This window comes from Chromobacterium sp. (genome assembly GCF_041912965.1).
Lineage (GTDB): Bacteria > Pseudomonadota > Gammaproteobacteria > Burkholderiales > Chromobacteriaceae > Chromobacterium > Chromobacterium aquaticum.
The window spans coordinates 18,647-41,703 of record NZ_JAYSGF010000007.1; the positions used below are offsets into that span (position 1 = coordinate 18,647).

A 23,057-nucleotide genomic window follows, 5' to 3' on the forward strand; every position below is an offset into this window, starting at 1 on the left:
GCAAAAGCGCGCCGCGGCGCGCTTTTTTCATGGGCGAGCGTCTGCTCAGAACAGGCGGGCGAGCGCGGCCGCGATGCGCTCCAGATACTCCGCGTCCACCGCGTCAAAACTGGCCAGCTCGCTGGAATCGATGTCCAGCACCGCTGCCACTTCGCCGGCGGCATTGAACACGGGAACCACGATTTCCGAGCGCGCGCTGGAGGAGCAGGCAATGTGGCCGGGGAAGGCGTCGACATCGTCCACCACCAGGGTTTTGCCGGCCTGCCAGGCGCTGCCGCACACGCCCTTGCCAAACGGGATGCGGGTGCAGGCGATAGGGCCCTGGAAGGGGCCGAGCACCAGTTGCTGGCCCTTGACCAGGTAGAAGCCGGTCCACAGCCAGTCGAAGCTGCTGTGCAGGGCGGCGCAGAGATTGGCCAGCGCGGCGATCTGGTCGGTCTCGGATTCAATCAGCGCCAGCGCTTGCGGCAATAGGGTTTGATAGCGCTCCTGCTTGTCGGCGCCTTGGATGATCAGGTGTTCTGCCATGGATGTCGTTGGGGTGGGGCTGGGGAAAGCGACAGCATACACAGCGGCCGGGCAAAAAGAAAACGCCACCCGGAGGCGGCGCTGAGATAGGAGCCGGAGCGGCGGCGTCACATCATGTGCTGGCCGCCGTTCATCGCGACATTGGCGCCGGTGATGAAGCCTGCCTGCTCGGAGGCGAGGAAGGCGACCAGCGCGGCGATCTCCTCGGGCTTGCCCAGGCGGCCCACTGGAATCTGCGCGACGATCTTGTTGCGGGTTTCTTCCGGCACCGCCATCACCATGTCGGTGGCGATGTAGCCGGGGGAGATGGTGTTGACGGTCACGCCCTTGCGCGCAACTTCCTGCGCCAGCGCCATGGTGAAGCCATGCATGCCGGCCTTGGCCGCGGAGTAGTTGGTCTGGCCGAACTGCCCCTTCTGGCCGTTGATCGAGGAAATATTGATGATGCGGCCGAAGCCGCGCTCGCTCATGCCATCCACCACCGGTTTGGTCATATTGAACAGCGAATCCAGATTGGTGCGCAGCACCGCGTCCCAGTCGTCCTTGGTCTGCTTTTTGAAGCTGCAGTCGCGGGTGATGCCGGCATTGTTGACCAGCACGTCCACCGGCCCCAGATCCTTGGCCACCTGTTCGGCCAGCGTCTTGCAGGAGGCGGTGTCGCTGACATCGCATTGATAGGCGTGGATGTCATGCAGGCCCAGCCCCTTCATGTCGGCGAGCCAGGCCTGCTCGCGGCCGGACTTGCTGTAGGTGGTGACTACGATGTGACCGCTTTCGGCGAGCGCTTTGCAGATGGCGGTGCCAATGCCGCCCATGCCGCCGGTAACAAGTGCGATTCGCTTATTCATAGTGCTGGCTCCTTTATGGCTGTCTGTCTGGATATGCTTATGCGATACGGCTTTCGATCTCTTTTAGGGTAAGTGAATTACCGCTGTATGTGAATGGAATGTACGCACGCCTTACGTTACGGCCTGGACGGTGAAAGCTCATCCGTCAGGCGCCGCAACAAGGCTAGCCTGGGTCTGGTGATCAAGCCGGCGTCGCATGCAGCCATGATGGCACAGTTCGGCTCCACCCGGTGAGAACAGTTGTGGAAGCGGCATTGCCCTATCAGCGGGCGCATTTCCGGGAAGAAACGGGTCAGTTCCGTGGCCTTCAAATGCTTGAGGCCAAACTCTTGCAAGCCGGGGGAGTCGATCAGATGGCTGTCGGCGTCCAGGTGGTAGAGCGTGGCGTGGGTGGTGGTGTGGCGGCCGGAGTCCAGCGCGGTGGAAATGTCGCCGATGCGGGCGTTGGCGTCCGGAAGCAGCGCATTGGTCAGCGTGGATTTGCCCATGCCGGACTGGCCGACGAAGACGCTGGTCTGGCCGTGCAGCAGCGGCAGCAGCGGTTCCACGTCCTGCTTGGCCGACAGCGTGACCAGCTGGTAGCCCAGTTGCCGGTACAGCTCCAGCTTCTGCAGCAAGCCGGCGGTTTCCGGCAGGTCGGACTTATTGACCACGATGACGGGATCGATGTCGCCGGCCTCGGCGGCGATCAGGCAGCGGCCCAGCAACTCTTCGTTGGGACTGGGCACGGCGGCGATGACGAACAGGATGCGGGTCACATTGGCGGCGATGACCTTGGTTTTCCAGTCGTCCTGGCGGTAGAGCAGGCTGCGGCGCTCTTGCGAGCGCTCGATGACCGCCTGTTCCTTGTTCTGCACCAGGATGTCCACCCAATCGCCGCAAGCGAAATCAACGCGCTTGCCGCGGGTGGTGCAATCGTAAACCTGGCCGCCGGATTCAACGATGAAGCGGCGGCCATGGCTGCGGATGATTTGTCCGGTCTGACCTGTCATGGGCGGGCCAGCAGTGCTTCGGTCTTGGCCGCGCAGATGAAGTCGTTCAAGGTCAGGCCGCCGGCGTCGTGGGTGCTGAAGTTGACGACGGCGCGGTTGTAATGCACCGACAGGTCCGGGTGATGGTCTTCGCGGTGAGCGATCCAGGCCAGCGCGTTGACGAAGGCCATGGTGTCGTGGAAGTTGGCGAAGGGGAAGGTCTTGGTCAGTTCGATGCCGCGGATGCTCCAGCCGGGCAGCGCGCCCATCAGCTGATTGATGGTGCTGGCCGCCAGCGGGCTGGCGCCGTGTTGGGCTTCGCAGGACAGTTCGAGCAGGTTCATGTCAGCGGTTTCCTTGTAAGTGGTTGATGCGCAGCGCGGCGGGCGGATGCGAGTCGTAGAAAGCGGAGTGCAGCGGGTCCGGCGTCAGCGTGGAGGCGTTGTCGCGATACAGCTTGACCAGGGCGGAAACCAGTTTGCCGGCGTCGGTTTCGCTGGCGGCGAAATCGTCGGCCTCGTATTCGTGGCGGCGCGACAGGCCGCTGGACAGCGGCGTGAACGGGAAAGTGAAGGCCGGCGCCACGGTGAAGAACAGGATCAGCGCCATCGCGGTGCTGGGCGTGGCAACGCCGAGGCCGGCGTAGAACCACGGCGCGTCCAGCAACTGCCCCAGCAGGAACAGGAAGGCCAGCGACAGCGCGAACGCCAGCGCGATGCGCTTGACGATGTGGCGGCGCTTGAAGTGGCCCAGTTCGTGCGCCAGCACCGCTTCGATTTCGGCGTGGTCCAGCTGTTTGAGCAGAGTGTCGAAAAACACGATGCGCTTGCCGGCGCCAAAGCCGGTAAAGTAGGCGTTGCCGTGGCTGGAGCGGCGCGAGCCGTCCATCACGAACACACCCTGGCTCTTGAAGCCTGCGCGCTGCAGCAGCGCTTCGATGCGCGCCTTGAGCTCCAGGTCCTCCAGCGCGACGAATTTATTGAACAGCGGCGCGATCAGCGTCGGGTAGAGCGCCACCATCAGCAGCTGGAAGCCGGTCCATACCAGCCATACCCACAGCCACCACAGCGGGCCGGAGATGTCCATCAGCCACAGCACCAGCGCCACCAGCGGCAGGCCGATGACGGCGCCGAGCAGCAGGCCCTTGATTTGGTCGATGAAGAACAGCCGCGGCGTGGTCTTGTTGAAGCCAAAGCGGGCCTCGATGCCGAAGGTGGAGTACAGGCTGAGCGGAAAGCTGACGCAGCCGGTCAGCACGGCCACGCCGACGATGAGCAGCAGGCCGGACAGCAGCGGCGAGGCGCTGGCGCCGGCGGCGACGACGGCCAGCCATTGCAGCACGCCGCCGAAGGTCAGCGCCAGGATCACCACGCAGTCCAGCACGGCGGAAAATAGGCCGAAACGGGTCTTGGCGATGCAATAATCGGCGGCCAGCTGGTGTTGTTGCAAGGCGATGGCGTCGCGAAACGCGGCCGGCACTTCGGCGCGGTGGCGGGCGATGTGGCGGATGTGGCGCCAGCCCAGCCAGAGTTTCAGGGCGAGGGTGGCCGCCAGCGCGGCAAGAAAGAGAGAGCTGAATGCCTCGGTCATCGGGGTCCGTTATCTGCGTCAGGTTTGCCGCCAGCGCGGCAATGAAGGAAAATGGCAGGGTTTTGCAAAGATTGGCAAGTATGACACAAGATCAAATGAACCTCATCTGGCTCGACATGGAAATGACGGGCCTGAATCCTGAGACCGACCGCATCATCGAAGTGGCGATGATCGTGACCGACAGCCAGCTGAACGTGGTGGCGGAATCGCCAGTGCTGGTGATTCACCAGCCGGACGCGGTGCTGGACGGCATGGACGACTGGAACAAGAATACCCATGGCAAGAGCGGCCTGATCGAAAAGGTCAAGGCATCCACGCTGGGCGAGGCGGAAGCCGAGCAGATCCTGCTGGATTTCATGGCCCAGCACGTGCCGCCGCGGATCACGCCGATGTGCGGCAACACCATCCACCAGGACCGACGCTTCATGGTGCGCTGGATGCCCAAGCTGGAGGAGTATTTCCATTATCGCAACCTGGACGTGTCCACGCTGAAAGAGTTGTGCAAGCGCTGGAAGCCGGAAGTGGCGCGCGGCGTGGTCAAGCGCGGCAAGCACGAGGCGCTGGCGGACATCCTGGAGTCGATCGAGGAGTTGCGTTACTACCGCGAGCATTTCCTCAAGCTGTAAGCGAGGGTGTTGTTCCGCGGGGGCGGCTCGGTAAGAGGGCTTGCCCCTTTATTATTGGCAAATCTCATTCCAGCGGCAATCCATATGGCTTCGCAACGCAGTTCCGACATTAATTCCACCCGGGTCTGGGCCCGGCTGCATCAACATCAGCGCGCAACCCGGCACATGCATATGCGTGAGCTGTTCGATGCCGATCCGCAGCGTTTCCAGCGCTTTTCGCTGGAGCTGGACGGCCTGTTGCTGGACTACTCCAAGAACCGCATCACCGAGCGCACGCTGGAACTGCTGTTCGAACTGGCGCGGGAGGCCGACCTGGCCGGCTGGATGGAAAGGATGCGCGGCGGCGAGCGCATCAATGTCAGCGAGGACCGCGCGGTGCTGCATACTGCCTTGCGCCTGCCTGCCGGCGAACGGCTGGAGCTGGACGGCTGTGAACTGGTGGCCGAGGTGCAGGCGGTGCTGCAGCGAATGCGTGTTTTCAGCGAGCAGGTGCGCGGCGGCGAGTGGAAAGGCTTCAGCGGCCGGCGCATCCGCCATGTGGTCAATCTGGGCATAGGCGGCTCCGACCTGGGGCCGCTGATGGTGAAGGAGGCGCTGGCCGCGTATGCGACGCCGGAGCTTGAGGTGCATTTCGTCTCCAATGTCGACGGCGCCCACATCGCCGGCACCTTGCAACGGCTGGATCCCGCCGAAACCCTGTTCATCGTCGCCTCCAAATCCTTCACCACGCCGGAGACGCTGCTGAACGCGCAGGCGGCGCGGCAGTGGTTTCTGCAGGCCGGCGGCGAGGCCGACATCGCGCGCCATTTTGTCGCGGTATCCACCAATCTGCCCGCGGTGCAGGCCTTCGGCATCGATCCCGCGCATATGTTCGGCTTCTGGGACTGGGTGGGAGGGCGCTATTCCACCTGGTCGGCGATAGGTCTGCCAGTGATGCTGGCGATAGGTTTCGACCATTTCCAGGAGTTCCTGGCCGGCGGTCACGCGATGGACCAGCACTTCTTCAGCGCGCCGTTCGCCGCCAATATGCCGGTGCTGCTGGCCTTGATCGGCATCTGGTACAACACCTTCTACCGCGCCCACACCCATGCCATCATGCCTTACGATCATGGCCTGCGCCGCTTGCCGGCCCATGTGCAGCAATTGGACATGGAGTCCAACGGCAAGCGCGTCGGCCGCTACGGCGAGGCGCTGGACTTCGATACCGGCCCGGTGATCTGGGGCGAGGAGGGCGCCAACAGCCAGCACGCCTTCTTCCAGCTGCTGCATCAAGGCACGAGGCTGGTGCCTTGCGATTTCATCATTCCAATGCGCAGCCATTACGCCGTCGGCGAGCAGCATCAGGTGTTGGTGGCCAACTGCCTGGCCCAGACCGAGGCCTTGATGCGCGGCAAGAGCGAGGCCGAGGCAATGCGCGAATTGGCGCATCTGCCGGGCGAGCAGCTGGACATGCTGTTGCCGCAGAAGCTGTTTCCCGGCAATCAGCCGTCCAACACCCTGGCGCTGGACGCGGTGACGCCGCGCGGCGTGGGCATGTTGCTGGCCTTGTATGAGCACAAGGTTTTTGTGCAGGGTGTGATCTGGGGCATCAATTCCTTTGATCAATGGGGCGTGGAGTACGGCAAGCAACTGGCGCGCCGCATCCTGCCGGAACTGGGCGCGGCCGACGACGCGCTGGCGCACGACAGCTCCACCAATGGCTTGATCCGTCATTTCAAAACGCGGCGAAGCTGAGAGGATGGTCATGCAAGAAAGCCTGGAATTGGCTCGCCGCTTGGGCGAGCGTCTGCTGGCGGCGGGCGAGAGCGTCGCCGCCGCCGAATCCTGCACCGGCGGCATGATAGCCGCGGCCTTGACCGATATCGCCGGCAGCTCGGCCTGGTTCGGCTATGGCGTGGTCACTTACAGCAATGAGGCCAAGCAGCGCCTGCTGCAGGTGGATGAGCGCGCCTTGCGCGAGCATGGCGCGGTCAGCGAGGCGGTGGTGCGGCAGATGGCGGCCGGCGCGCGGAAACTGTCCGGCGCGGATTGGAGCGTGGCGGTGTCCGGCGTCGCCGGCCCCGGCGGCGGCACGGCGGCCAAGCCGGTGGGCCTGGTCTGGTTCGGCCTGGCCGGTCCGGACGGCTGGAGCGAGGCCTTCAGCTGTCGCTTCGACGGCGACCGCGCGCAGGTGCGCGCTCAGACCGTGATCCGCGCCTTGCAGCGTTTGGACGAGTTGCTGGCCGCGCGCAGCCGCTCGGCTTAATCCTCGTTTTCCGGTTTCTTGCGCGCGCGCGGGTGCGCGTCGTCGTAGACCTTGGCCAGGTGTTGGAAGTCCAGCGCGGTGTAGATCTGGGTGCTGGACAGATTGGCGTGGCCCAGCAGTTCCTGCACCGCGCGCAAATCGCCGGAAGACTGCAGCAAGTGCGAGGCAAACGAGTGGCGCAGCATATGCGGATGCACATGCTGCTGCGCGCCGGTCTTGATCGCCCAGTCGCGCAGGCGCTTTTCCACCTGGCGTCCGCCCAGTCGTCCGCCATGGCGGGCGATGAACAGCGCGTTTTCCCCCTCGGCCGCCTGGCGTTGTGCCAGCCATTGTTGCAAGCAGGCGCGCGCCGCGGCGCCCAACGGCGTTATCCGCGTCTTGCCGCCCTTGCCGCGCACGCGCAGCAAGTCGTCGGAGAAGTCGATGTCTTCCAGGTTCAATCCCACCGCTTCAGACAGCCGTAGCCCGCAGCAGTAGATCAGCTCGAATAGCGCGCGATCGCGGACGGATAGCGGATCGGCATCGTCTATCCGGTCCAGCAGCGCCGCGGTGCTATCCACCGGCAGCGCCTTGGGCAGCGGTTTGTCCTGCTTGGGCGCGCGCAGGCCCAGGCTGGGGTCGTCCGGGCGCTGCGCGCTGTCCAACAGCCATTGGTAGAAGCGGCGCCAGGCGGACAGCTTGCGCGCCAGGCTGCGGCTATGCAGCCCTTGGGCGTGCAGCTTGGCCAGCGCCTTGCGCAGTTGGCCGGCCTCGGCTTGCGGCAGCGGCGTGGGGGCGAGCATGGCCGCCAATTGCTCCAGGTCGCGCAGATAGGCCGCGCTGGTGTGGCCGCTGCGGCCGGCCAGCGCCAGCGAGGCGGCGAAGCGATCCAGGCTTTCCATCTCAGCGGCGCAGCTTGGCCATCTGCATCAGCCGCTCGAACAGTTGCAGGTCCTGTTCGTTCTTCAGCAAGGCGCCGGCCAAGGGCGGCGGCGCATTGTCCTGATGGCGTCGTTTCAGCGCGTCGGCGTCCATGCCTTCGGCGGTCAGCAGCTTCAGCCAGTCCAGCAGCTCCGAGGTGCTGGGCTTTTTCTTCAGGCCGGGCAGCTCGCGGATGGAGAAGAACACTTCCAGCGCCTCGCTGACTAGTTGCTGGCGCAGCGCGGGGAAGTGGACGTCGACGATGGCCTGCATGGTATCCCGTTCCGGGAAGCGGATGTAATGGAAAAAGCAGCGGCGCAGAAACGCGTCCGGCAGCTCTTTCTCATTGTTGGACGTGATGATGATGATGGGGCGTTGGCGCGCGCGCACGAATTCCTGGGTTTCGTGCACGAAGAATTCCATCTGGTCCAGCTCGCGCAGCAAGTCATTGGGGAATTCGATGTCGGCCTTGTCGATCTCGTCGATCAGCAGCACCGGCGCGGTGTCCGCGTCGAAGGCCTGCCACAGCTTGCCCTTGACGATGTAGTTGCGGATGTCGTGCACGCGGGCGTCGCCCAGCTGCGAGTCGCGCAGCCGCGACACCGCGTCGTATTCATACAAGCCGTGCTGGGCCTTGGTGGTGGATTTGATCGGCCAGACTATCAGCTCGCGGCCCAGGCTGTGGGCCACTTCCTCGGCCAGCATGGTCTTGCCGGTGCCGGGCTCGCCCTTGATCAGCAGCGGACGTTCCAGCGTGACGGCGGCGTTGACCGCCATCATCAGGTCTTCGGTGGCGATGTAGTTTTCGGTTCCGGAAAATCGGGTATTGCTCGTCATGGGTGACAGGGGCTTCGAAATGGCCACGGCAGCCGCTTGGGCGGTTGCTGTGGCTTGGAAAGAGGTTAACGGGCGAATTCGCGTTCCAGGTCGTCCAGCGAAATGCCCCAGCTTTTCATCATATGGCTCAGCAGCGCCATTTCCGGCTCGCTGATGGTGCCGTCGGACTTGCTGATGTCCATGGCCAGCACGCAGGCCAGCACGCGTTTGCGGCGGTCGGTGATTTCGGTCAGCAGGCCGTTGATGCGCTCGGCGTCCAGCAGGCGGATGGTGCCGTCGTCGCCGGCTTCGTCGGAGACGTCGTCGCAGTAGTCGACCAATACCTTGGTGAATTGTTTGCGCGGCAGGCCGATTAGGTCATAGACGTGCAGTTTATCCAGCAACTCCAGTTCGCGCGGGTCCATATTGCCGTCCGTGATCATGAACATGGCCAGCAAGCGAGCCAGCGCTTCCGGGCTGTTGAGCGCGTATTTTCTCATGACGTCTTTCCTTTATTCTGATGTGACGCCAAGCCGGGCCAGAAACACTGGGGGCATGGCGGCAAGCTTGCGGCAGGCATAGTCGAAAAAAACGATGCCAGTCTTCAATCTTGCCACTTCTTTCCCGGTTTTGTCATTGCTTGCCTGATAGAGCAAATCGAAACCGCGCGGACCGATGTCGGTGACGGCGAGGCCAAAGCGCAGCACATCGCCGTGAAAGGCTTCCGCGCGATAGCAGACGGCGGTGTCCGCCACCACGATGCCCAGCCCTTCGACGCTGAGCTCGTGGGCATAGCCTAGACTTTGAAAGAAGCGTAGCCGTGCCTCGTGGGCTAGGCGCAGCACGGCGTCGTTGCCGAGGTGGCCGCCGTAGTTGATGTCGCCGATGCGGACATCGACGCGGGTTTCGAAGGTGAAGCGCTCGGGCAGCTCAAGCTTGATTCTGGGCATGATATGGGCTTTGGGCGAGTCGTTTAACTTGCTTGTTTGTCTTAATCTGGGTCAACAGTACGGTAGCATGGTTTGATAGACTGAAAGTGTAAGGCAAATACAACAAGGAGCAGAGTCATGTATCAGCGCATTTTCGTACCGGTGGATGATAGCGAAACCTCCAATCTGGCGTTGCACGAGGCGTGCCAGCTGGCCAAGGAAGTGGGGGCCAGCCTGAAGCTGGTGCATGTGGTGGACCTGGCGCAGTTTGGCTGGGGCGGTACCGAGTTCCTCGACGCGACCGAACTGCAGAAGTCGATCAAGCAGGCCGGCGAGCAGGTGCTGGGGCAGGCGGGGGCCAAGGCCAAGGAGCTGGGCGTGGAGGCGGATTGCAAGATACTCGAGAGCTGGGGCGACAAGATCGCCGCGGTGCTGGTGGATGAGGCCGGCTCCTGGGGCGCCGATTTGATAGTGATGGGTACCCATGGTTGGAGCGGTTTGATGCATTTGCTAATGGGCAGCGTGGCGGAAGGGGTGCTGAAACTGGCGGACGTGCCGGTCTTGCTGGTGCGCAATCCTGGTGACTAGGCCGATGGCATGCGAGCCGCGCCGCTTTGGCGCGCGCGGCGCGTAGTTGCTTGTCGGACAATTCGAGTGAAAAAATAAAGCCAGCCGGCATTGCTGCGGGCTGGCTTTGTCGCGCGGGAGCCGCTTAGTTGGCGGTGACTTCCACGCTGCCATCCTGGGCTTCCAGCTTGGTGCGAACCGCTTTGCGCAGGCTCTTGTACAGGTCCGGGTGGGTTTCCTTGAGGTATTCGACGATTTCGAAGTCCTCGCGACGCACCTTGGACAGGTCGATCTGCTCCACATGCACCAGGCGCAACAGTTCGCGCACCGGCTTTGGCATGTTGCGGCCGCTTTCGTAGCGGGAACCGCCGGATTGGGTCACGCCGATGCGGCTCCAGAACTCTTGCTGGTTCAGGCCGAGCTTGCGGCGGATTTCACGCGGGTTGGGGATTTTTTCAAACAGTTTCATTGAGTGTTCCTCTCAGTATCAAAGAATATTGGTTCTAATATTTTTTTAGGTTCGTGCCCTGCACCCTAAAAATAGCAAAAAAAATCCATCAGGAATAATTCTGATGCAAAAAAGTTCATGAAGTTCCGTTAAGCACGAACTTCGTTTTTTGCAATGTTAGTGGCTTCTTATTGTCAAGGACAATGGGATTTGCAGGGCGAGACGCGAAAAGATACTGCGTGGTCGCTTTTTTGTAAAGCGTTTCGGCATCTGAGACAGAAAATAAAGGGGAGGGGCGGCGAGCCTGACCCCCGGCACTTGCGCTAAATAACTGTGGCTGCTTCCTTCCGGACCTGACCAGGTTCGCTATCGCGCAATGCGGGGAGACCCGCCTCAAGAGAAGACGCATTCTAGCGATAAGCGGCGGCTTTGCCAAGCGCGGCGTGCGTTTTTATTGCCGGCGCGGCGGTTGCCGAAGCGGCGGCGGCAAGGCAGACTTGGCTGCATCCTATAACGAGAGTCCGGCAAGACCCCCGTGTGCGGCCGGCGCAAGCCGCGCGGCGCCGGGGTTGGCGGTCTCTTCAAACACCATGGCAAGGCTTGGGAGAGCGAGATGTCTCAATCGGCGCAAGAACTGTTGGCGGAACTGGTCCGCTTCGATACCACCAGCCGGTATTCCAATCTGCAATTGATCGAATGGGCGCGCGATTATCTGCTGCGGCTGGGCGTGGAGGCCACGCTGACCTTCAACGACGATGGCGGCAAGGCCAATCTGTTCGCCCGCATCGGCGCGCCGGAGTTGCCGGTGGTGTTGCTGTCCGGGCATTCCGACGTGGTGCCGGTGGATGGGCAGGTCTGGGACAGCGATCCTTTCGCGCTGACCGACAAGGGCGATGGCCGGTTGTATGGCCGCGGCTCCGCCGATATGAAGGGCTTTATCGCCTGCGTGCTGTCCTTGGCGCCGTGGTTTGTCGAGTTGGCACAGGGCGGGAAGCTGCGCCAGGCGATCGGCATCGCGCTGTCCTATGACGAGGAGGTGGGTTGCCTGGGCGTGGGGCGGATGATAGACCGGCTGGTGGCCGATGGCGTGCAGGTGTCCGGCTGCATCGTTGGCGAACCCACCAGCATGCAGCCGGTGATCGCGCACAAGGGCATCGCGCATTATCTGTGCAAGGTGAGCGGCCGCGCCGCGCACTCCTCGCTGACGCCGCAGGGTGTCAACGCGATCGAATTCGCCGCGCGGCTGATCACCCATATCCGCAAGCTGGCGGACGCCGAGGCTTCGTTCGGGCATCGCCAGTCCTTATATGATGTGCCGTTCACTACCCTGCAGACTGGGACCATCAACGGTGGCACCGCTTGCAATATCGTGCCCAAGGATTGCGAATTCATGTTCGAGTGCCGCTGGCTGCCCGGCGACAGCCCGGAGCGCTTTGTCGATTCGGTCAGGGATTACGCCGCCACCTTGCTGCTGGAAATGCGCGAAGTGGCGCCGGAGGCGGATGTCCAGATCCAGCCTGTGGTGTACAGCCCGGCTTTCGAATCGTCGGAAGACAGCGCGGTACGTCGTATCGTGGCGCGCTTGTGCGGCTGCGACGGCGGCAAGGGCGTCGCCTACACCACCGAGGCCGGGCTGTTCAGCGAGGCCGGCATCGCCTGCGTGGTGTTGGGTCCGGGCAACATCGAGCAGGCGCATCGACCCGATGAATACATTGAAATAGAGCAATTGCGGCAGTGTTTGGCCTGGTTGCGGCGCTTAGGGGATGAGCTGACGCAAGAACCGTGAAGATTTTTTTGCGCTGATGGCCGAATGGCCGCAAAATCGCTGCCGGCGACAAGCCAAACACTCAAGTTGCCCGCCAGGGGGATCCCTTAGGCGGGCTTGTTTTATGGTGGCGTTAGAAGCGGCGCAATGCCCGCCGGGCTTGGCCGGCACTGGCGTCGCGGCAGTCAGAAAGAAAAAATAAATGAGTCAGAACGTGGGATCTGTACGGCAGGGAGGCGTGGCCAAGTCGCGAGACGGCTTCACCTCCAGCTTTGGCGTATTGGCGGCGACCCTCGGTTCCGCCGTGGGCCTCGGCAATATCTGGAAATTTCCTTACTTGACCGGCACCAATGGCGGCGCCGGTTTCTTGGTGGTGTACGTGCTGGCCACCTTGCTGGTGGGCCTGCCGGTGATGATCGCCGAGATCATGTTGGGCCGCAAGGCCAAGAGCGACGCGGTGAGCGCGCTGAAGACGCTGGCGCCGGCCGGGCAGCCCTGGTGGCTGATCAGCGCCTTCGGCGTGCTGGCGGCCTTCCTGATCATGGCCTTCTATTCCGAAGTGGCGGCCTGGGTGTTCGCCTATGTGTTCAAATCCATGGGCGGCGGCCTGTTGTCCAGCGATCCCAAGGTGACTTCTCAAGCGTTCAACGCCTTGATTTCCGATCCCTTGCAGTCCTTGCTGTGGCAATGGCTGGTGCTGCTGTTGATCGGCGGCATCCTGCTGATGGGAGTGTCCAAGGGCATCGAGGCGGTGACCAAGAAGCTGATGCCGCTGTTGTTCCTGCTGCTGTTGGTGATAGGCGCGCGCAGCCTGATGCTGCCTGGCGCGGCCAAGGGCCTGGACTTCCTGTTCACCCCGGATTTCTCCAAGATCAGCGGCGCGGTGGTGCTGACCGCGGTGGGCCTGGCCTTCTTCAAGCTGTCCATAGGCATGGGCACCATGATTACCTATGGCAGCTATTTCCGCGATGACCAGAACATCCCGGTCACCACCTTCCGGGTGATGTGCGCCGACCTGTTCGTATCCATTCTGGCCGGCATCGCCATCTTCCCTGCGGTGTTCGCCTTCGGCTTCGAGCCGGCGGCCGGTCCGTCGCTGTTGTTCATCACCATCCCGGCGGTGTTCGCCAGCATGCCCTTGGGCAATGTGTTCATGGTGGCCTTCTTCGTGCTGGCCGCGATCGCCGCCACCGGCGCGATGCTGTCGATTCTGGAGGTGCCGGTGTCGGTGTTCAGCGAGCGTTTCGGCATCAGCCGCGTCAAGGCCACGCTGATCAATCTGCTGCTGCTGGCGCTGGTGGGCGCCGGCTGCGCGCTGTCCAACAGCACGCTGTCCGGCTTCAAGCTGTTCGGCATGACCTTGTTCGATCTGTTCGACTTCGTGACCTCCAATCTGCTGATGCCCATGGGTGGCATCTTCCTGTGCCTGTTCGTCGGCTGGGTATGGGGCTTCGAGCGTCTGAAGCAGGCCTTGAGCAATCAGGGCGCGCTGCGCAACGAGGGTTTGCTCAAGGCGCTGTTCTTCGTGCTGCGCTATGTGTCGCCTTTGTTGATCTTGGTGGTGATGCTGAAGGGCCTGGGCGCGATTTGAGGCCAGGTTGTTCAGTAGAAAAAGGAGCCGAGAGGCTCCTTTTTTCATGCGGCTTGTCGCCGGCTCAGGGCTGGCTGGCGTCGTCTTCCGGAATCACCACCGGCGGCGCGGTGAAACCGTTCAGTTCCCGGGCGTTTTTTTCCAACAGCAGCACAATGCTGGTGTTGAGGGCGCCGAAGGTCCAGCTGATCAGGAAGAATACCGAATAGGCCGACAGCTTGTCGTTGAACAGCGTTTTGCCGTGCAGGCTGAGCTCGGCCGGGTCGAAGATGGAGAAGAACACCCCTGTCGCTAGTATGGCGATGATGAAGGAGGGCCAGAACAGCAAGATGCCTTTTTTCATGAGTCATGCTCCTGTGGCTGCCGTGCTTGGAGGCAAGTGGGTGGCTGATGTCAGGGTAATGGCCGGACGGCGCGCTGTCAAAACGCCGCCGCGCCGGACAGCGGCCCGTGACGCGGTTCTCCATGTTAGACTGTGCTTATCCGGTTTTTCTTGTCCGGCCGGCCAGCTTGCCGCTGGGTCCGGTCGTTGCGTTAAGTAATGGAGCCCCGCATGACCTCTTCGATCTTCTCCGCCGTAGAACTGGCGCCGCGCGACCCTATCCTGGGCCTGAATGAAGCATTCAACGCCGATACCCGCACCACCAAGGTGAATCTGGGCGTGGGCGTTTATTCCGACGACAACGGCAAGATTCCGCTGCTGGCGGCGGTGAAGGCCGCGGAGAAGGCGCGTCTGGAAGCGATGCCGCCGCGCGGCTACCAGCCCATCGAAGGCGCGCAGGCTTACGATAGCGCGGTGCAGAACCTGTTGTTCGGCGCGGACAGCGAGTTGATCAAGGCTGGGCAGGTGGTGACCGCTCAAGCGCTGGGCGGCACCGGCGCGCTGAAAATCGGCGCGGATTTCTTGAAGCGCCTGAATCCGGCTGCCAAGGTTTATATCAGCAACCCGAGCTGGGAAAACCACCGCGCGCTGTTTGAATCCGCCGGCTTCGAGGTGGAGAACTACCCGTATTACGACGCGGCCACTCGCGGCGTCGATTTCGACGGCATGCGCGCCTTCCTGGCGCAGCTGCCGGCCGGCTCCATCATCGTGCTGCACGCCTGCTGCCACAACCCCACCGGCGCCGACCTGTCCGACGCGCAATGGGCCGAGGTGGTGCAGGTCTGCCGCGAGCGCGGCCTGGTGCCCTTCCTGGACATGGCCTACCAGGGCTTTGCCGACGGTATCGACGCCGATGCCGTCGCCGTGCGCCTGTTCTCGGCCTCCGGCCTGCAGTTCTTCGTGTCCAGCTCCTTCTCCAAGAGCTTCTCGCTGTACGGCGAGCGCGTCGGCGCCTTGTCCATCGTCACCGCCGGCAAGGAAGAATCCGCGCGGGTGTTGTCGCAGCTCAAGCGCGTGATCCGCACCAACTACTCCAATCCGCCGATTCATGGCGGCGCGGTGGTGGCAGCCGTGCTGTCCAATCCCGAGCTGCGCCAGATGTGGGAAGACGAACTGGCCGGCATGCGCGACCGTATCCGCGCGATGCGCACCGGCCTGGTGGAGGCGATCAAGGCCGAAGGCGTGGCCCAGGACTTCTCCTTCGTCGCCAAGCAGCGCGGCATGTTCTCCTACACCGGGCTGAGCGCGGCCCAGGTCGAGCGCCTGCGCGCCGAATTCGGCATCTACGCGGTGTCCACCGGCCGCATCTGCCTGGCGGCGTTGAACAGCAAGAACCTGGGCTATGTCGCCTCCGCCATTGCTCAAGTGGTGAAGGCGGACTGAACCTGGCCGGTTTTGCGTCCAAGCATTGCCAAGCCCCGCAGGTCGGGGCTTTTTTTCAACCGGCCGGCCATCGGCCATAGTCGAGGAGCACATCATGCAACTGCATAGCCGCAGTTTTCAAGAAGGGGAGCGCATTCCAGGCCGCCTGGCCTTCTGCGTGCCGGATGCGGGCAGTCATGTCGCCTTGTCCGACAACCTCAATCCGCACCTGGCCTGGAGCGGCGCGCCGGAGGGCACGCTCTCGTTCGCGTTGCTGTGCCATGACCCGGATGTGCCGTCGCGCGGCGACGATGTCAACCAGGAGGGCAGGGAAGTGCCGGCGGAACTGCCGCGCGTGGACTTCTATCATTGGCTGCTCTTGGATATTCCCGCCGAGCAGTCCGAAATCGCCGAGGGCGGCCACAGCGTTGGCGTCAGCGCGCGCGGCAAAAGCGGGCCGGAGGCGCCGCAGGGCCTGCGCCATGGCATCAACGACTACACCGGCTGGTTTGCCGGCGATACGGCAATGGCTGGCGATTACTACGGTTACGATGGCCCCTGCCCGCCGTGGAACGACAGCCTGGAACATCGCTATGTTTTCACCCTGTACGCGCTGGATGTGGCCAAGCTGCCGGTACCCGGCGCGCTGACGCCGGCCAATGTGCTGGCGGCGCTGTCCGGCCATGTGTTGGCGTCGGCCAGCCTGAGCGGGCGCTATACGCTGAATCCGCGTTTGCTGTAATCGTCCCGCAATGTAAAGAAGTGGCAAAAAGGACAGTTTGCCTATCTCACGGCGCGGCGGCCTCTGGCAAGGGATTGCAGTGTGGCAATGAAATGCAGCATGATGTTGCGGCGTTTGCTGTCTTGGCGGCGAATTAGCTCGGCGGAAGCGGTGCAGCGCTCCCGTTAGGCGGCGGACGATAACAACATCAAAGGGGATTAACTGTCATGGTTGCAAACACTGTTAAAGACAAGCTGCCTGCCGCCGCATTGGCGACCGGCGCGTTTGACGCGGACGATGCCGATGTGCGCAACAATCTGGGGCTGATGGGGCTGTTGGACGTGAATTCCGGCGATGGCCGCTACCGTCTGACCGCGACGCTGGAACCGGAAGTCGAAGGCGTGGACGATGTCCAGGCCTGGGTGCTGGAGATGGAGCTGGTGACCCTGGCCACCGGCCAGGTGCTGCGCTGCAAGCAGGCCGGCGTCGCCTATGCCGGCCCCACGCCCGGCAGCCATTTGCGCCGTCTGTTGGCCAACGGCCAATTGCAGGGTTATCTGCAGCAGGCCGCCTAGACGGGGCGTTCCGCAGCGATAAATTAAGCCGCCGCCTTGCGCCGCGGCTTATTTTTTTGCCCGCGGCCAGAGGGTGCGCCAACGCGCGTCTGCCGCGAGCGCTATAAAAAACGGTACAATCGCCGCTGTCGGCCCGCCGTAGGTCTGGGCTGTCCGTTAATTTTCGACATCGTCAGAGGTTGTGAACTGTGTGGTTCGTGCTGTGTTTGCTGCTGTTGCTGCTGGGCGTGCTGGCTTGGCTGACGTATACCGGACGTGTGTCCGTGTCCGAGTGGACCCGAAAGCTGGATAGTCTGCTGGGCGTGTCGCCGACGGAGCGGCATGAGCCGGATTACTTCGCCGAAGAGCCCGCTGTCGAGCGGTCCGCCGCGTCAGTCTGGACCCCGCCGGCGGAACCCGAGGCCGCCGCGCCGCGCGCCGAGCCGCCGCGCCGCGTCGTCGAGGAAAGCCCGGTTGAGCGCTCCGCGCCGATGGAGCGCGAAACCATAGTATTGCCCAAGCGACAAGCGGCCCCGCCGCAGCCCGCGCCGGAACTGCCGACGCTGGAGTTGTCGCGTGAATACCGCAAGCGGCAGCGCCAGCCGGCGGCGGAGCCGCAAGCCAAGGATTTGCCGGTGATAGGCTTGCACGAGCTGCAGAGCAATCTGCAGTCCGACTATCGTCGCCGCCAGGCTGGCCGTGCGCTGTCGCAAAGCGTCAAGGAGCAGGACGGCGCGGCGCTGCCGCTGATCGATCCCAGCGAAGTGCGCGAGCAATTGCGTCATATCCATTCCAAGCGCGGTAAAACCATGGCCGCGCCGTCCGCGCCCATGTTGCGGCCGCTGGTCGCCAAGTCGCAAGAGCCGGTGGCGGAGCCGCAAATCGTGCCGCCGCCGGTGGTGCGGCATGAGCTGCCGGCCAGCGCGCGGCCGGCGCAGCATGGCTGGCTAGCGCCTGCGCGGCCGCCGGCGCCGCCCGCGGAGCCCGAGCTTGTCGCCTATGCCGGGCTAGTCGATTCCCTTGACCCACTGCCGACGCCGCCCGAAGCCGAGCCCGACGCCGCCGAGCCCGCTGTGTTTGCCGCAAGCTTCCCTGAGCCGGAAATCGTGGACTATGCGATAGCGCCTGGCTTGGCCGCCGAGGCGCCGGCTGAGCTTGAGGTGGTCACTGCGCCGCCGATGGCGACGCCGATCGAGCGACAGTCCGCGGTTTTCACGCCGCAGGTCTTCGCCGACGCGCCGCCGGTTTCCATGACGGAGAGGCCGCCGTCCGCGTCGCCGGCGCCGCTGCCGGTCGTGGTCATCGACGAACCGGAAGCGCCGCGCGCCGCCGAACCCGCGCCATGGCGCTGGCCGCAGACCCGCTCGGTGCTGGTGCAGGAAGAGGAGAAACCCGCCGTGGTGCAACGCGAGAGCGTGCCGGCGGAGCCGCCCACGGTGGCCGCGGCGGCGCAGCAGCTGGCCGCCAAGCCGCTGCCCTGGGTCTTGATCGACGCCCCTGTCGCCGCCGAGACGACGGCGGAAGCGCCGGAGGAAACCAGCCTGCCTTGGGATGCCGCGCCGCAGCCCGGCGATTGGGCGCTGCAGGCGCAGGCCGAGGTGGAACGCGCGGCCGAGCCGACGCCGCCCAAGCCAAGGCCGGTGTACGACGATTATGGCTTGCCGGGCCTGGACTTGCTGCGTCCGGCCGATGAGGCGACGGTGAGCTGCTCGGAAGAGGAGTTGCTGGAACGCGGCATCGTCATCGAGGAAAAGCTGGCCGAGTTCAAGGTCAAGGTCAGCGTGGTGGACGCTTACGCCGGTCCGGTGATCACCCGCTACGAAGTGGAACCGGCGGTGGGCGTGCGCGGCAACCAGGTGGTCAACCTGATGAAGGATTTGTCGCGCGCGCTGGGCCTGGCCGCGATCCGGGTGGTGGAAACCATTCCCGGCAAGACCTGCATGGGTCTGGAACTGCCCAATCCCAAGCGGCAGATGATCCGGCTGTCGGAGATATTCTCCTCCGAGGCCTTCCAGCTGCCCAGTTCGCGGCTGACGCTGGCTCTGGGCAAGGACATCACCGGCCAGCCGGTGGCGATGGACCTGGCCAAGGCGCCGCACCTGCTGGTGGCCGGCACCACCGGTTCCGGCAAATCGGTGGGCGTCAACGCGATGATTCTTTCGATGTTGTACAAGGCGCGGCCGGACGAAGTGCGCTTCATCATGATAGATCCCAAGATGCTGGAACTGTCGGTATACAACGACATCCCGCACTTGCTCGCGCCGGTGGTCACCGATATGAAGCTGGCGGCCAATGCGCTGAATTGGTGCGTGGGCGAGATGGAGCGCCGCTATCGGCTGATGAGCGCGCTGGGGGTGCGTAACCTGGCCGGCTACAACGACAAGGTGCGCGAGGCCGAGGCCATGGGGCAGCGCATCGGCAACCCGTTCAGCCTGGCGCCGGAAACGCCGGAGCCCTTGGAGCCGCTGCCCTTCATCGTGGTGGTGGTGGACGAATTCGCCGACCTGATGATGGTGGCCGGCAAGAAGATCGAAGAGCTGATCGCGCGGCTGGCGCAGAAGGCGCGCGCCGCCGGCATCCATCTGATCCTGGCCACGCAGCGGCCATCGGTGGACGTGATCACCGGCCTGATCAAGGCCAATATTCCTACGCGCATCGCCTTCCAGGTGTCCAGCAAGGTGGACAGCCGCACCATTCTAGATCAGATGGGCGCGGAAAGCCTGCTGGGCCAGGGTGACATGTTGTTCCTGCCGCCGGGCACCGGCTATCCGCAGCGGGTGCATGGCGCCTTCGTCACCGACGACGAAGTGCACGCCATCGTCGAGCATCTGAAGCAATTTGGCGAGCCTGACTATGTGGAAGGGCTGCTGACCGGCGAGAGCGAGGCGGAGGAGGAGTCGGCCGCGGCCACCGCCAAGGCGCAGGCGGCCAGCGAGAGCGACCCGCTCTACGACGAGGCGGTGGAAATCGTGATGCGCACCCGCAAGCCGTCGATTTCCTCGGTGCAGCGCCATCTGCGCATAGGCTATAACCGCGCCGCGCGGCTGATCGAGGAAATGGAGGCCGCCGGCATCGTCAGCCCGATGGAGAGCAATGGCAACCGGACGGTGTTGGTGCCGCAGCGCGAGCTGTGAGCCAAGTGCCGTTGCAATGAAAAAGCGCGCCAGCGGCGCGCTTTTTCTTTTCTTATGCGTGGACGGGGTCAGCGACGGCGCCGCTCCTGATCGTTGCGAATGCGGATCGGGGCCAGCTTGTCCTGGTCTTCCACCGGGCCGCTCAGCATCTTGGCGACGACGACCACAGCGGCGATGAGGGCGAATAAAAGCAAAATTTCCATGGCATGGTTCCCCGAGGCTTGAGTACGAACTTATTGGTTGGAGACGACAGCCGGCGAACAGGCCTGGAAGCAAAGTCGTCTATGGCGGCCCCCTGTGATTTCATTCTGGAACACAAGCCGCCGCAAGCTCAAGTAATAATTTGTGTCGGAAAGTTAAAATTCAAGACGCGCTGCGCTTTAATGCGCGCATCGCCTGATCTATGCCTTGCAGCGTCAGCCCGTACATGCGGCCGGACATCAGTTGGCGCAGCATGTGCAGCGATTGGGTGTAGTCCCAGTGCGCCTCCGGCACCGGATTGAGCCAGGCCGCGTGCTTGAAATGGCCGAGCAGACGGCGCAGCCAGACTTCGCCTGCCTCCTGGTTCATATGCTCGACGCTGCCGCCCGGATAACTGATCTCGTAGGGGCTCATGCTGGCGTCGCCGACGATGATCAGCTTGTAATCGCTGCCGAAGGTGTGGATCAGGTCCCAGGTGGGCAGGGTGCGGGTATGGCGGCGGGCATTGTCCTTCCACACCGCTTCGTAGACGCAGTTGTGGAAGTAGAAATACTCCAGGTGCTTGAATTCGGACTTCACCGCGGAAAACAGCTCTTCGCAGGCCTTGACGTGGTCGTCCATAGAGCCGCCGACGTCGAACAGCACCAATACCTTGACCGCGTTGCGCAGCTCGCGCTGCATGCGCAGATCCAGCATGCCGGCCTTGCCGGCGGTGGCGGCGATGGTGGCGTCCAGGTCCAGCACTTCCTCGGCGCCGTCGCGGGCGAATTCGCGCAGCCGGCGCAGCGCGATCTTGAGGTTACGGGTGCCCAGTTCCACCGAGTCGTCGAAATTGCGGAATTCGCGCTGGTCCCATGCCTTGACCGCGCGGCGGTGACGCGATTCGCGCTGGCCGATGCGGATGCCGGCCGGGTTGTAGCCGTAGGCGCCGAAGGGGCTGGTGCCGCCGGTGCCTATCCATTTATTGCCACCCTGGTGGCGCTCGTGTTGTTCTTGCAGCCGCTGGCGCAGGGTATCCATCAACTGATCCCAGCCCAGCGCCTGCAACTGGCGTTTTTCTTCCTCGGACAGGTATTTTTCCACCTGCTTGCGCAGCCAGTCTTCGGGGATGTCGGTCTTTTGCTCGTCCAGCGATTGCGACAGGCCGTTGAAGTGGCTGCCGAACACTTGGTCGAAACGATCGAAATGCTTTTCGTCCTTGATCAGCGTGGTGCGCGCCAGATAGTAGAAGGCGTCCGGGTCGCCGAAGGCGACGCGTTTTTGCAAGGCCTCCAGCAAGGTGAGGAATTCTTTTAGCGTCACCGGCAGGCCGGCGTTGCGCAGGGCGTAGAAAAAATCGATCAACATGGCGCGGCTAGCAGGTGACAGCGAGGGTGGGCGATGATAATCTTGCTTTAGAGTCTGGACTCTAAACAATCGTTCGGCTACAGCAATCCGAGGATAATACAATGAATGCCGTCACCATGCCCACTGGCCAGCATGATCTTCTGCACGCGGAATTCGCCCGCCTGCACCGCATCAGCCGCGAGTCGCCATTTCCGCCGCTGCAGCAGCGGCTGGAGTGGCTCAAGCGCCTGGAAAGCATGTTGCAGCAGCATCGCCAGGAGTTTGTCGACGCGATCAGCCGCGACTTCGGCCACCGCAGCGGGGTGGAAACCCGGCTGGCCGAGCTGTTTCCGTCCTTGCAGGCGATACGCTATGCGCGCCGCCGCCTACGGCGCTGGATGCGACCGGAACGGCGCGGCGTGTCAATGTGGTTCCAGCCGGCGGGCAATAGCGTGATGCCGCAGCCCTTGGGTGTCATCGGCGTGCTGGTGCCGTGGAACTATCCGCTGTTCCTGGCGCTGGGGCCCTTGGTGTCGGCCTTGGCGGCCGGTAACCGGGTGATGGTGAAGATGTCGGAATTCACGCCGGAAACCGGGGCGCTGCTGCAGCGCCTGGCCGAGCGCTATCTGGGCCCGGAGGTGATCGCGGTGGTCAACGGCGATGCCGATCTGGCGCAGGACTTCACCCGGCTACCCTTCGACCATCTATTCTTCACCGGCTCCACCGCAGTGGGCCGTCATGTGATGCGCGCGGCGGCGGAAAACCTGACGCCGGTGACGCTGGAGCTGGGCGGTAAATCCCCGGTCATCGTCGCCAGGGGCGCCGATCTGCGCCAGGCGGCGGAGGCCATCGTCGCCGGCAAGATGCTGAACGCCGGTCAGACCTGCGTGGCGCCGGACTATGTGCTGGTCAATGACAAGGATAAAGAAGCCTTGTTGGACGAGTTGCGCGGCGCGGCGCGGCGCGCCTATCCGACGCTGGCGGACAATTCCGATTACAGCTCCATCATCAATGAACGCCATTGCCAGCGTCTGCTGCAATGGCTGGAGGAGGCGCGCGCGGCCGGCGCCGAAGTGGAGCAGATCAATCCGGCGGCGGAAGACTGGCGTCCCAAGCGCAAATTCCCATTGACCCTGGTGCAGGCTTGCCCGGATGACGCGCTGCTGCTGAGGGAGGAGATTTTCGGGCCTATCCTGCCGGTGCTGAGCTACGACAAATTCGACGAGGCGCTGGCCTACGTCAATGCGCGGCCGCGGCCGCTGGCCTTGTATTTGTTCGACAACGACGCGCTGCGCATCGAGAAGACCTTGCGCGAGACGATTTCGGGTGGGGTGGCGATCAACGACATCGCTTTGCAAGTGGTGCAGGACGATCTGCCCTTCGGCGGAGTCGGTCCTTCCGGCATGGGGCATTGCCATGCCAAGGAAGGCTTCCTGGCCTTCTCCAAGCTCAAGCCGGTGTTCCGGCAAAGCCGCTGGGCCGGTACCACGTTGACGCGCGCGCCTTATGGCGCCGGCGTCGAGCTGCTGCTGAAATGGATGCTGGGGCGCTGA

The 23,057-nt window shown here is 63.4% G+C and carries 24 protein-coding genes and 1 other RNA gene; 11 read left to right on the forward strand and 14 right to left on the reverse strand.

The genetic code is table 11. From position 1 onward, the window contains the following. Positions 1-45: 45 nt before the first annotated feature. From ACE3QM_RS05310 to ACE3QM_RS05330, 5 genes are all read right to left on the reverse strand, one after another. Entirely contained in the window at positions 46-528 is a 483-nt protein-coding gene (locus ACE3QM_RS05310; RefSeq protein WP_374420754.1) for a GAF domain-containing protein, read from the reverse strand. Positions 529-635: 107 nt separating this feature from the next. Next, positions 636-1,376, reverse strand: a complete 741-nt coding sequence (phbB, locus tag ACE3QM_RS05315; RefSeq protein ID WP_048410666.1) for an acetoacetyl-CoA reductase — start codon at positions 1,374-1,376, stop codon at positions 636-638. Between the two features lie 116 nt (positions 1,377-1,492). Then, positions 1,493-2,368: a ribosome small subunit-dependent GTPase A gene (rsgA, locus tag ACE3QM_RS05320; RefSeq protein ID WP_048410665.1), complete on the reverse strand. Its 876-nt coding sequence runs from the start codon at positions 2,366-2,368 to the stop codon at positions 1,493-1,495. Continuing rightward, entirely contained in the window at positions 2,365-2,691 is a 327-nt protein-coding gene (locus ACE3QM_RS05325) for a 4a-hydroxytetrahydrobiopterin dehydratase (protein ID WP_048410664.1), read from the reverse strand. The genes rsgA and ACE3QM_RS05325 overlap by 4 nt, the downstream gene beginning before the upstream one ends. A 1-nt stretch (position 2,692) precedes the next feature. Next, the gene (locus ACE3QM_RS05330) at positions 2,693-3,937 is read right to left on the reverse strand and encodes a M48 family metallopeptidase (RefSeq protein WP_374420757.1); all 1,245 of its coding nucleotides are present in this window, start codon (positions 3,935-3,937) and stop codon (positions 2,693-2,695) included. 80 nt (positions 3,938-4,017) lie between these two features. Between ACE3QM_RS05330 and orn the strand changes: the two genes are divergently transcribed. The 3 genes from orn to ACE3QM_RS05345 all read left to right on the forward strand — a co-directional run bounded on the left by orn (position 4,018) and on the right by ACE3QM_RS05345 (position 6,808). Next, complete coding sequence (gene orn, locus ACE3QM_RS05335; protein WP_048410662.1) at positions 4,018-4,563, forward strand: oligoribonuclease; 546 nt, start codon at positions 4,018-4,020, stop codon at positions 4,561-4,563. 84 nt (positions 4,564-4,647) lie between these two features. Then, positions 4,648-6,297 (forward strand): glucose-6-phosphate isomerase, encoded by a 1,650-nt coding sequence (pgi, locus tag ACE3QM_RS05340; protein WP_231464527.1) that lies wholly within the window; start codon positions 4,648-4,650, stop codon positions 6,295-6,297. Between the two features lie 22 nt (positions 6,298-6,319). Continuing rightward, positions 6,320-6,808: a CinA family protein gene (locus ACE3QM_RS05345; RefSeq protein ID WP_374420884.1), complete on the forward strand. Its 489-nt coding sequence runs from the start codon at positions 6,320-6,322 to the stop codon at positions 6,806-6,808. Here the strand turns inward: ACE3QM_RS05345 and xerC are convergent. The 4 genes from xerC to ACE3QM_RS05365 form a co-directional block, all read right to left on the reverse strand. Then, positions 6,805-7,689: a tyrosine recombinase XerC gene (gene xerC / locus ACE3QM_RS05350; RefSeq protein WP_374420760.1), complete on the reverse strand. Its 885-nt coding sequence runs from the start codon at positions 7,687-7,689 to the stop codon at positions 6,805-6,807. The genes ACE3QM_RS05345 and xerC overlap by 4 nt on opposite strands. A gap of 1 nt (position 7,690) precedes the next feature. Continuing rightward, entirely contained in the window at positions 7,691-8,545 is an 855-nt protein-coding gene (locus ACE3QM_RS05355; protein ID WP_374420762.1) for an AAA family ATPase, read from the reverse strand. A 65-nt stretch (positions 8,546-8,610) separates the two neighbouring features. Beyond that, complete coding sequence (locus ACE3QM_RS05360) at positions 8,611-9,024, reverse strand: TerB family tellurite resistance protein (RefSeq protein ID WP_048410658.1); 414 nt, start codon at positions 9,022-9,024, stop codon at positions 8,611-8,613. Between the two features lie 12 nt (positions 9,025-9,036). Further along, complete coding sequence (locus ACE3QM_RS05365; protein ID WP_374420765.1) at positions 9,037-9,474, reverse strand: acyl-CoA thioesterase; 438 nt, start codon at positions 9,472-9,474, stop codon at positions 9,037-9,039. A gap of 117 nt (positions 9,475-9,591) precedes the next feature. On the opposite strand from ACE3QM_RS05365, the gene ACE3QM_RS05370 reads away from it, so the two are divergent. Continuing rightward, the gene (locus tag ACE3QM_RS05370; protein WP_048410656.1) at positions 9,592-10,041 is read left to right on the forward strand and encodes a universal stress protein; all 450 of its coding nucleotides are present in this window, start codon (positions 9,592-9,594) and stop codon (positions 10,039-10,041) included. Between the two features lie 124 nt (positions 10,042-10,165). On the opposite strand, the gene ACE3QM_RS05375 is transcribed toward ACE3QM_RS05370, so the two are convergent. Together ACE3QM_RS05375 and ffs are read right to left on the reverse strand one after the other, a co-directional pair. Next, on the reverse strand, positions 10,166-10,489 hold the full coding sequence (locus ACE3QM_RS05375; protein ID WP_231464534.1) for a DNA-binding transcriptional regulator: 324 nt from the start codon (positions 10,487-10,489) through the stop codon (positions 10,166-10,168). A 273-nt stretch (positions 10,490-10,762) separates the two neighbouring features. After that, positions 10,763-10,861: signal recognition particle sRNA small type (ffs, locus tag ACE3QM_RS05380), an RNA gene on the reverse strand. Positions 10,862-11,081: 220 nt separating this feature from the next. On the opposite strand from ffs, the gene argE reads away from it, so the two are divergent. After that, a complete protein-coding gene (gene argE / locus ACE3QM_RS05385; protein WP_374420768.1) occupies positions 11,082-12,254 on the forward strand; it encodes an acetylornithine deacetylase in 1,173 nt (390 codons plus the stop codon). 181 nt (positions 12,255-12,435) lie between these two features. After that, positions 12,436-13,824 (forward strand): sodium-dependent transporter, encoded by a 1,389-nt coding sequence (locus ACE3QM_RS05390; protein WP_374420770.1) that lies wholly within the window; start codon positions 12,436-12,438, stop codon positions 13,822-13,824. Between the two features lie 64 nt (positions 13,825-13,888). Here ACE3QM_RS05390 and ACE3QM_RS05395 read toward each other — a convergent pair whose 3' ends face one another. Beyond that, positions 13,889-14,167: a hypothetical protein gene (locus tag ACE3QM_RS05395; RefSeq protein WP_048410653.1), complete on the reverse strand. Its 279-nt coding sequence runs from the start codon at positions 14,165-14,167 to the stop codon at positions 13,889-13,891. Between the two features lie 222 nt (positions 14,168-14,389). Here ACE3QM_RS05395 and ACE3QM_RS05400 point away from each other — a divergent pair, with 222 nt between their 5' ends. The 4 genes from ACE3QM_RS05400 (at position 14,390) to ACE3QM_RS05415 (ending at position 19,977) form a co-directional block, all read left to right on the forward strand. Next, positions 14,390-15,589 (forward strand): amino acid aminotransferase, encoded by a 1,200-nt coding sequence (locus ACE3QM_RS05400; protein WP_331282572.1) that lies wholly within the window; start codon positions 14,390-14,392, stop codon positions 15,587-15,589. Positions 15,590-15,683: 94 nt separating this feature from the next. Beyond that, positions 15,684-16,310, forward strand: coding sequence for a YbhB/YbcL family Raf kinase inhibitor-like protein (locus ACE3QM_RS05405; protein WP_374420772.1), 627 nt, complete (start codon positions 15,684-15,686; stop codon positions 16,308-16,310). 206 nt (positions 16,311-16,516) lie between these two features. Then, the gene (locus ACE3QM_RS05410; RefSeq protein ID WP_156183901.1) at positions 16,517-16,864 is read left to right on the forward strand and encodes a hypothetical protein; all 348 of its coding nucleotides are present in this window, start codon (positions 16,517-16,519) and stop codon (positions 16,862-16,864) included. 188 nt (positions 16,865-17,052) lie between these two features. After that, positions 17,053-19,977 (forward strand): DNA translocase FtsK, encoded by a 2,925-nt coding sequence (locus ACE3QM_RS05415; protein ID WP_374420774.1) that lies wholly within the window; start codon positions 17,053-17,055, stop codon positions 19,975-19,977. A gap of 68 nt (positions 19,978-20,045) precedes the next feature. On the opposite strand, the gene ACE3QM_RS05420 is transcribed toward ACE3QM_RS05415, so the two are convergent. Both ACE3QM_RS05420 and ACE3QM_RS05425 read right to left on the reverse strand, forming a co-directional pair. Beyond that, positions 20,046-20,180, reverse strand: a complete 135-nt coding sequence (locus ACE3QM_RS05420) for a hypothetical protein (RefSeq protein WP_255360815.1) — start codon at positions 20,178-20,180, stop codon at positions 20,046-20,048. A gap of 160 nt (positions 20,181-20,340) precedes the next feature. Beyond that, positions 20,341-21,525, reverse strand: a complete 1,185-nt coding sequence (locus tag ACE3QM_RS05425) for a VWA domain-containing protein (protein WP_374420776.1) — start codon at positions 21,523-21,525, stop codon at positions 20,341-20,343. A gap of 101 nt (positions 21,526-21,626) precedes the next feature. Between ACE3QM_RS05425 and ACE3QM_RS05430 the strand changes: the two genes are divergently transcribed. Further along, positions 21,627-23,057 carry a coniferyl aldehyde dehydrogenase gene (locus ACE3QM_RS05430; protein ID WP_374420778.1) on the forward strand — a complete coding sequence of 477 codons (1,431 nt, stop codon included), beginning with the start codon at positions 21,627-21,629 and terminating at the stop codon, positions 23,055-23,057.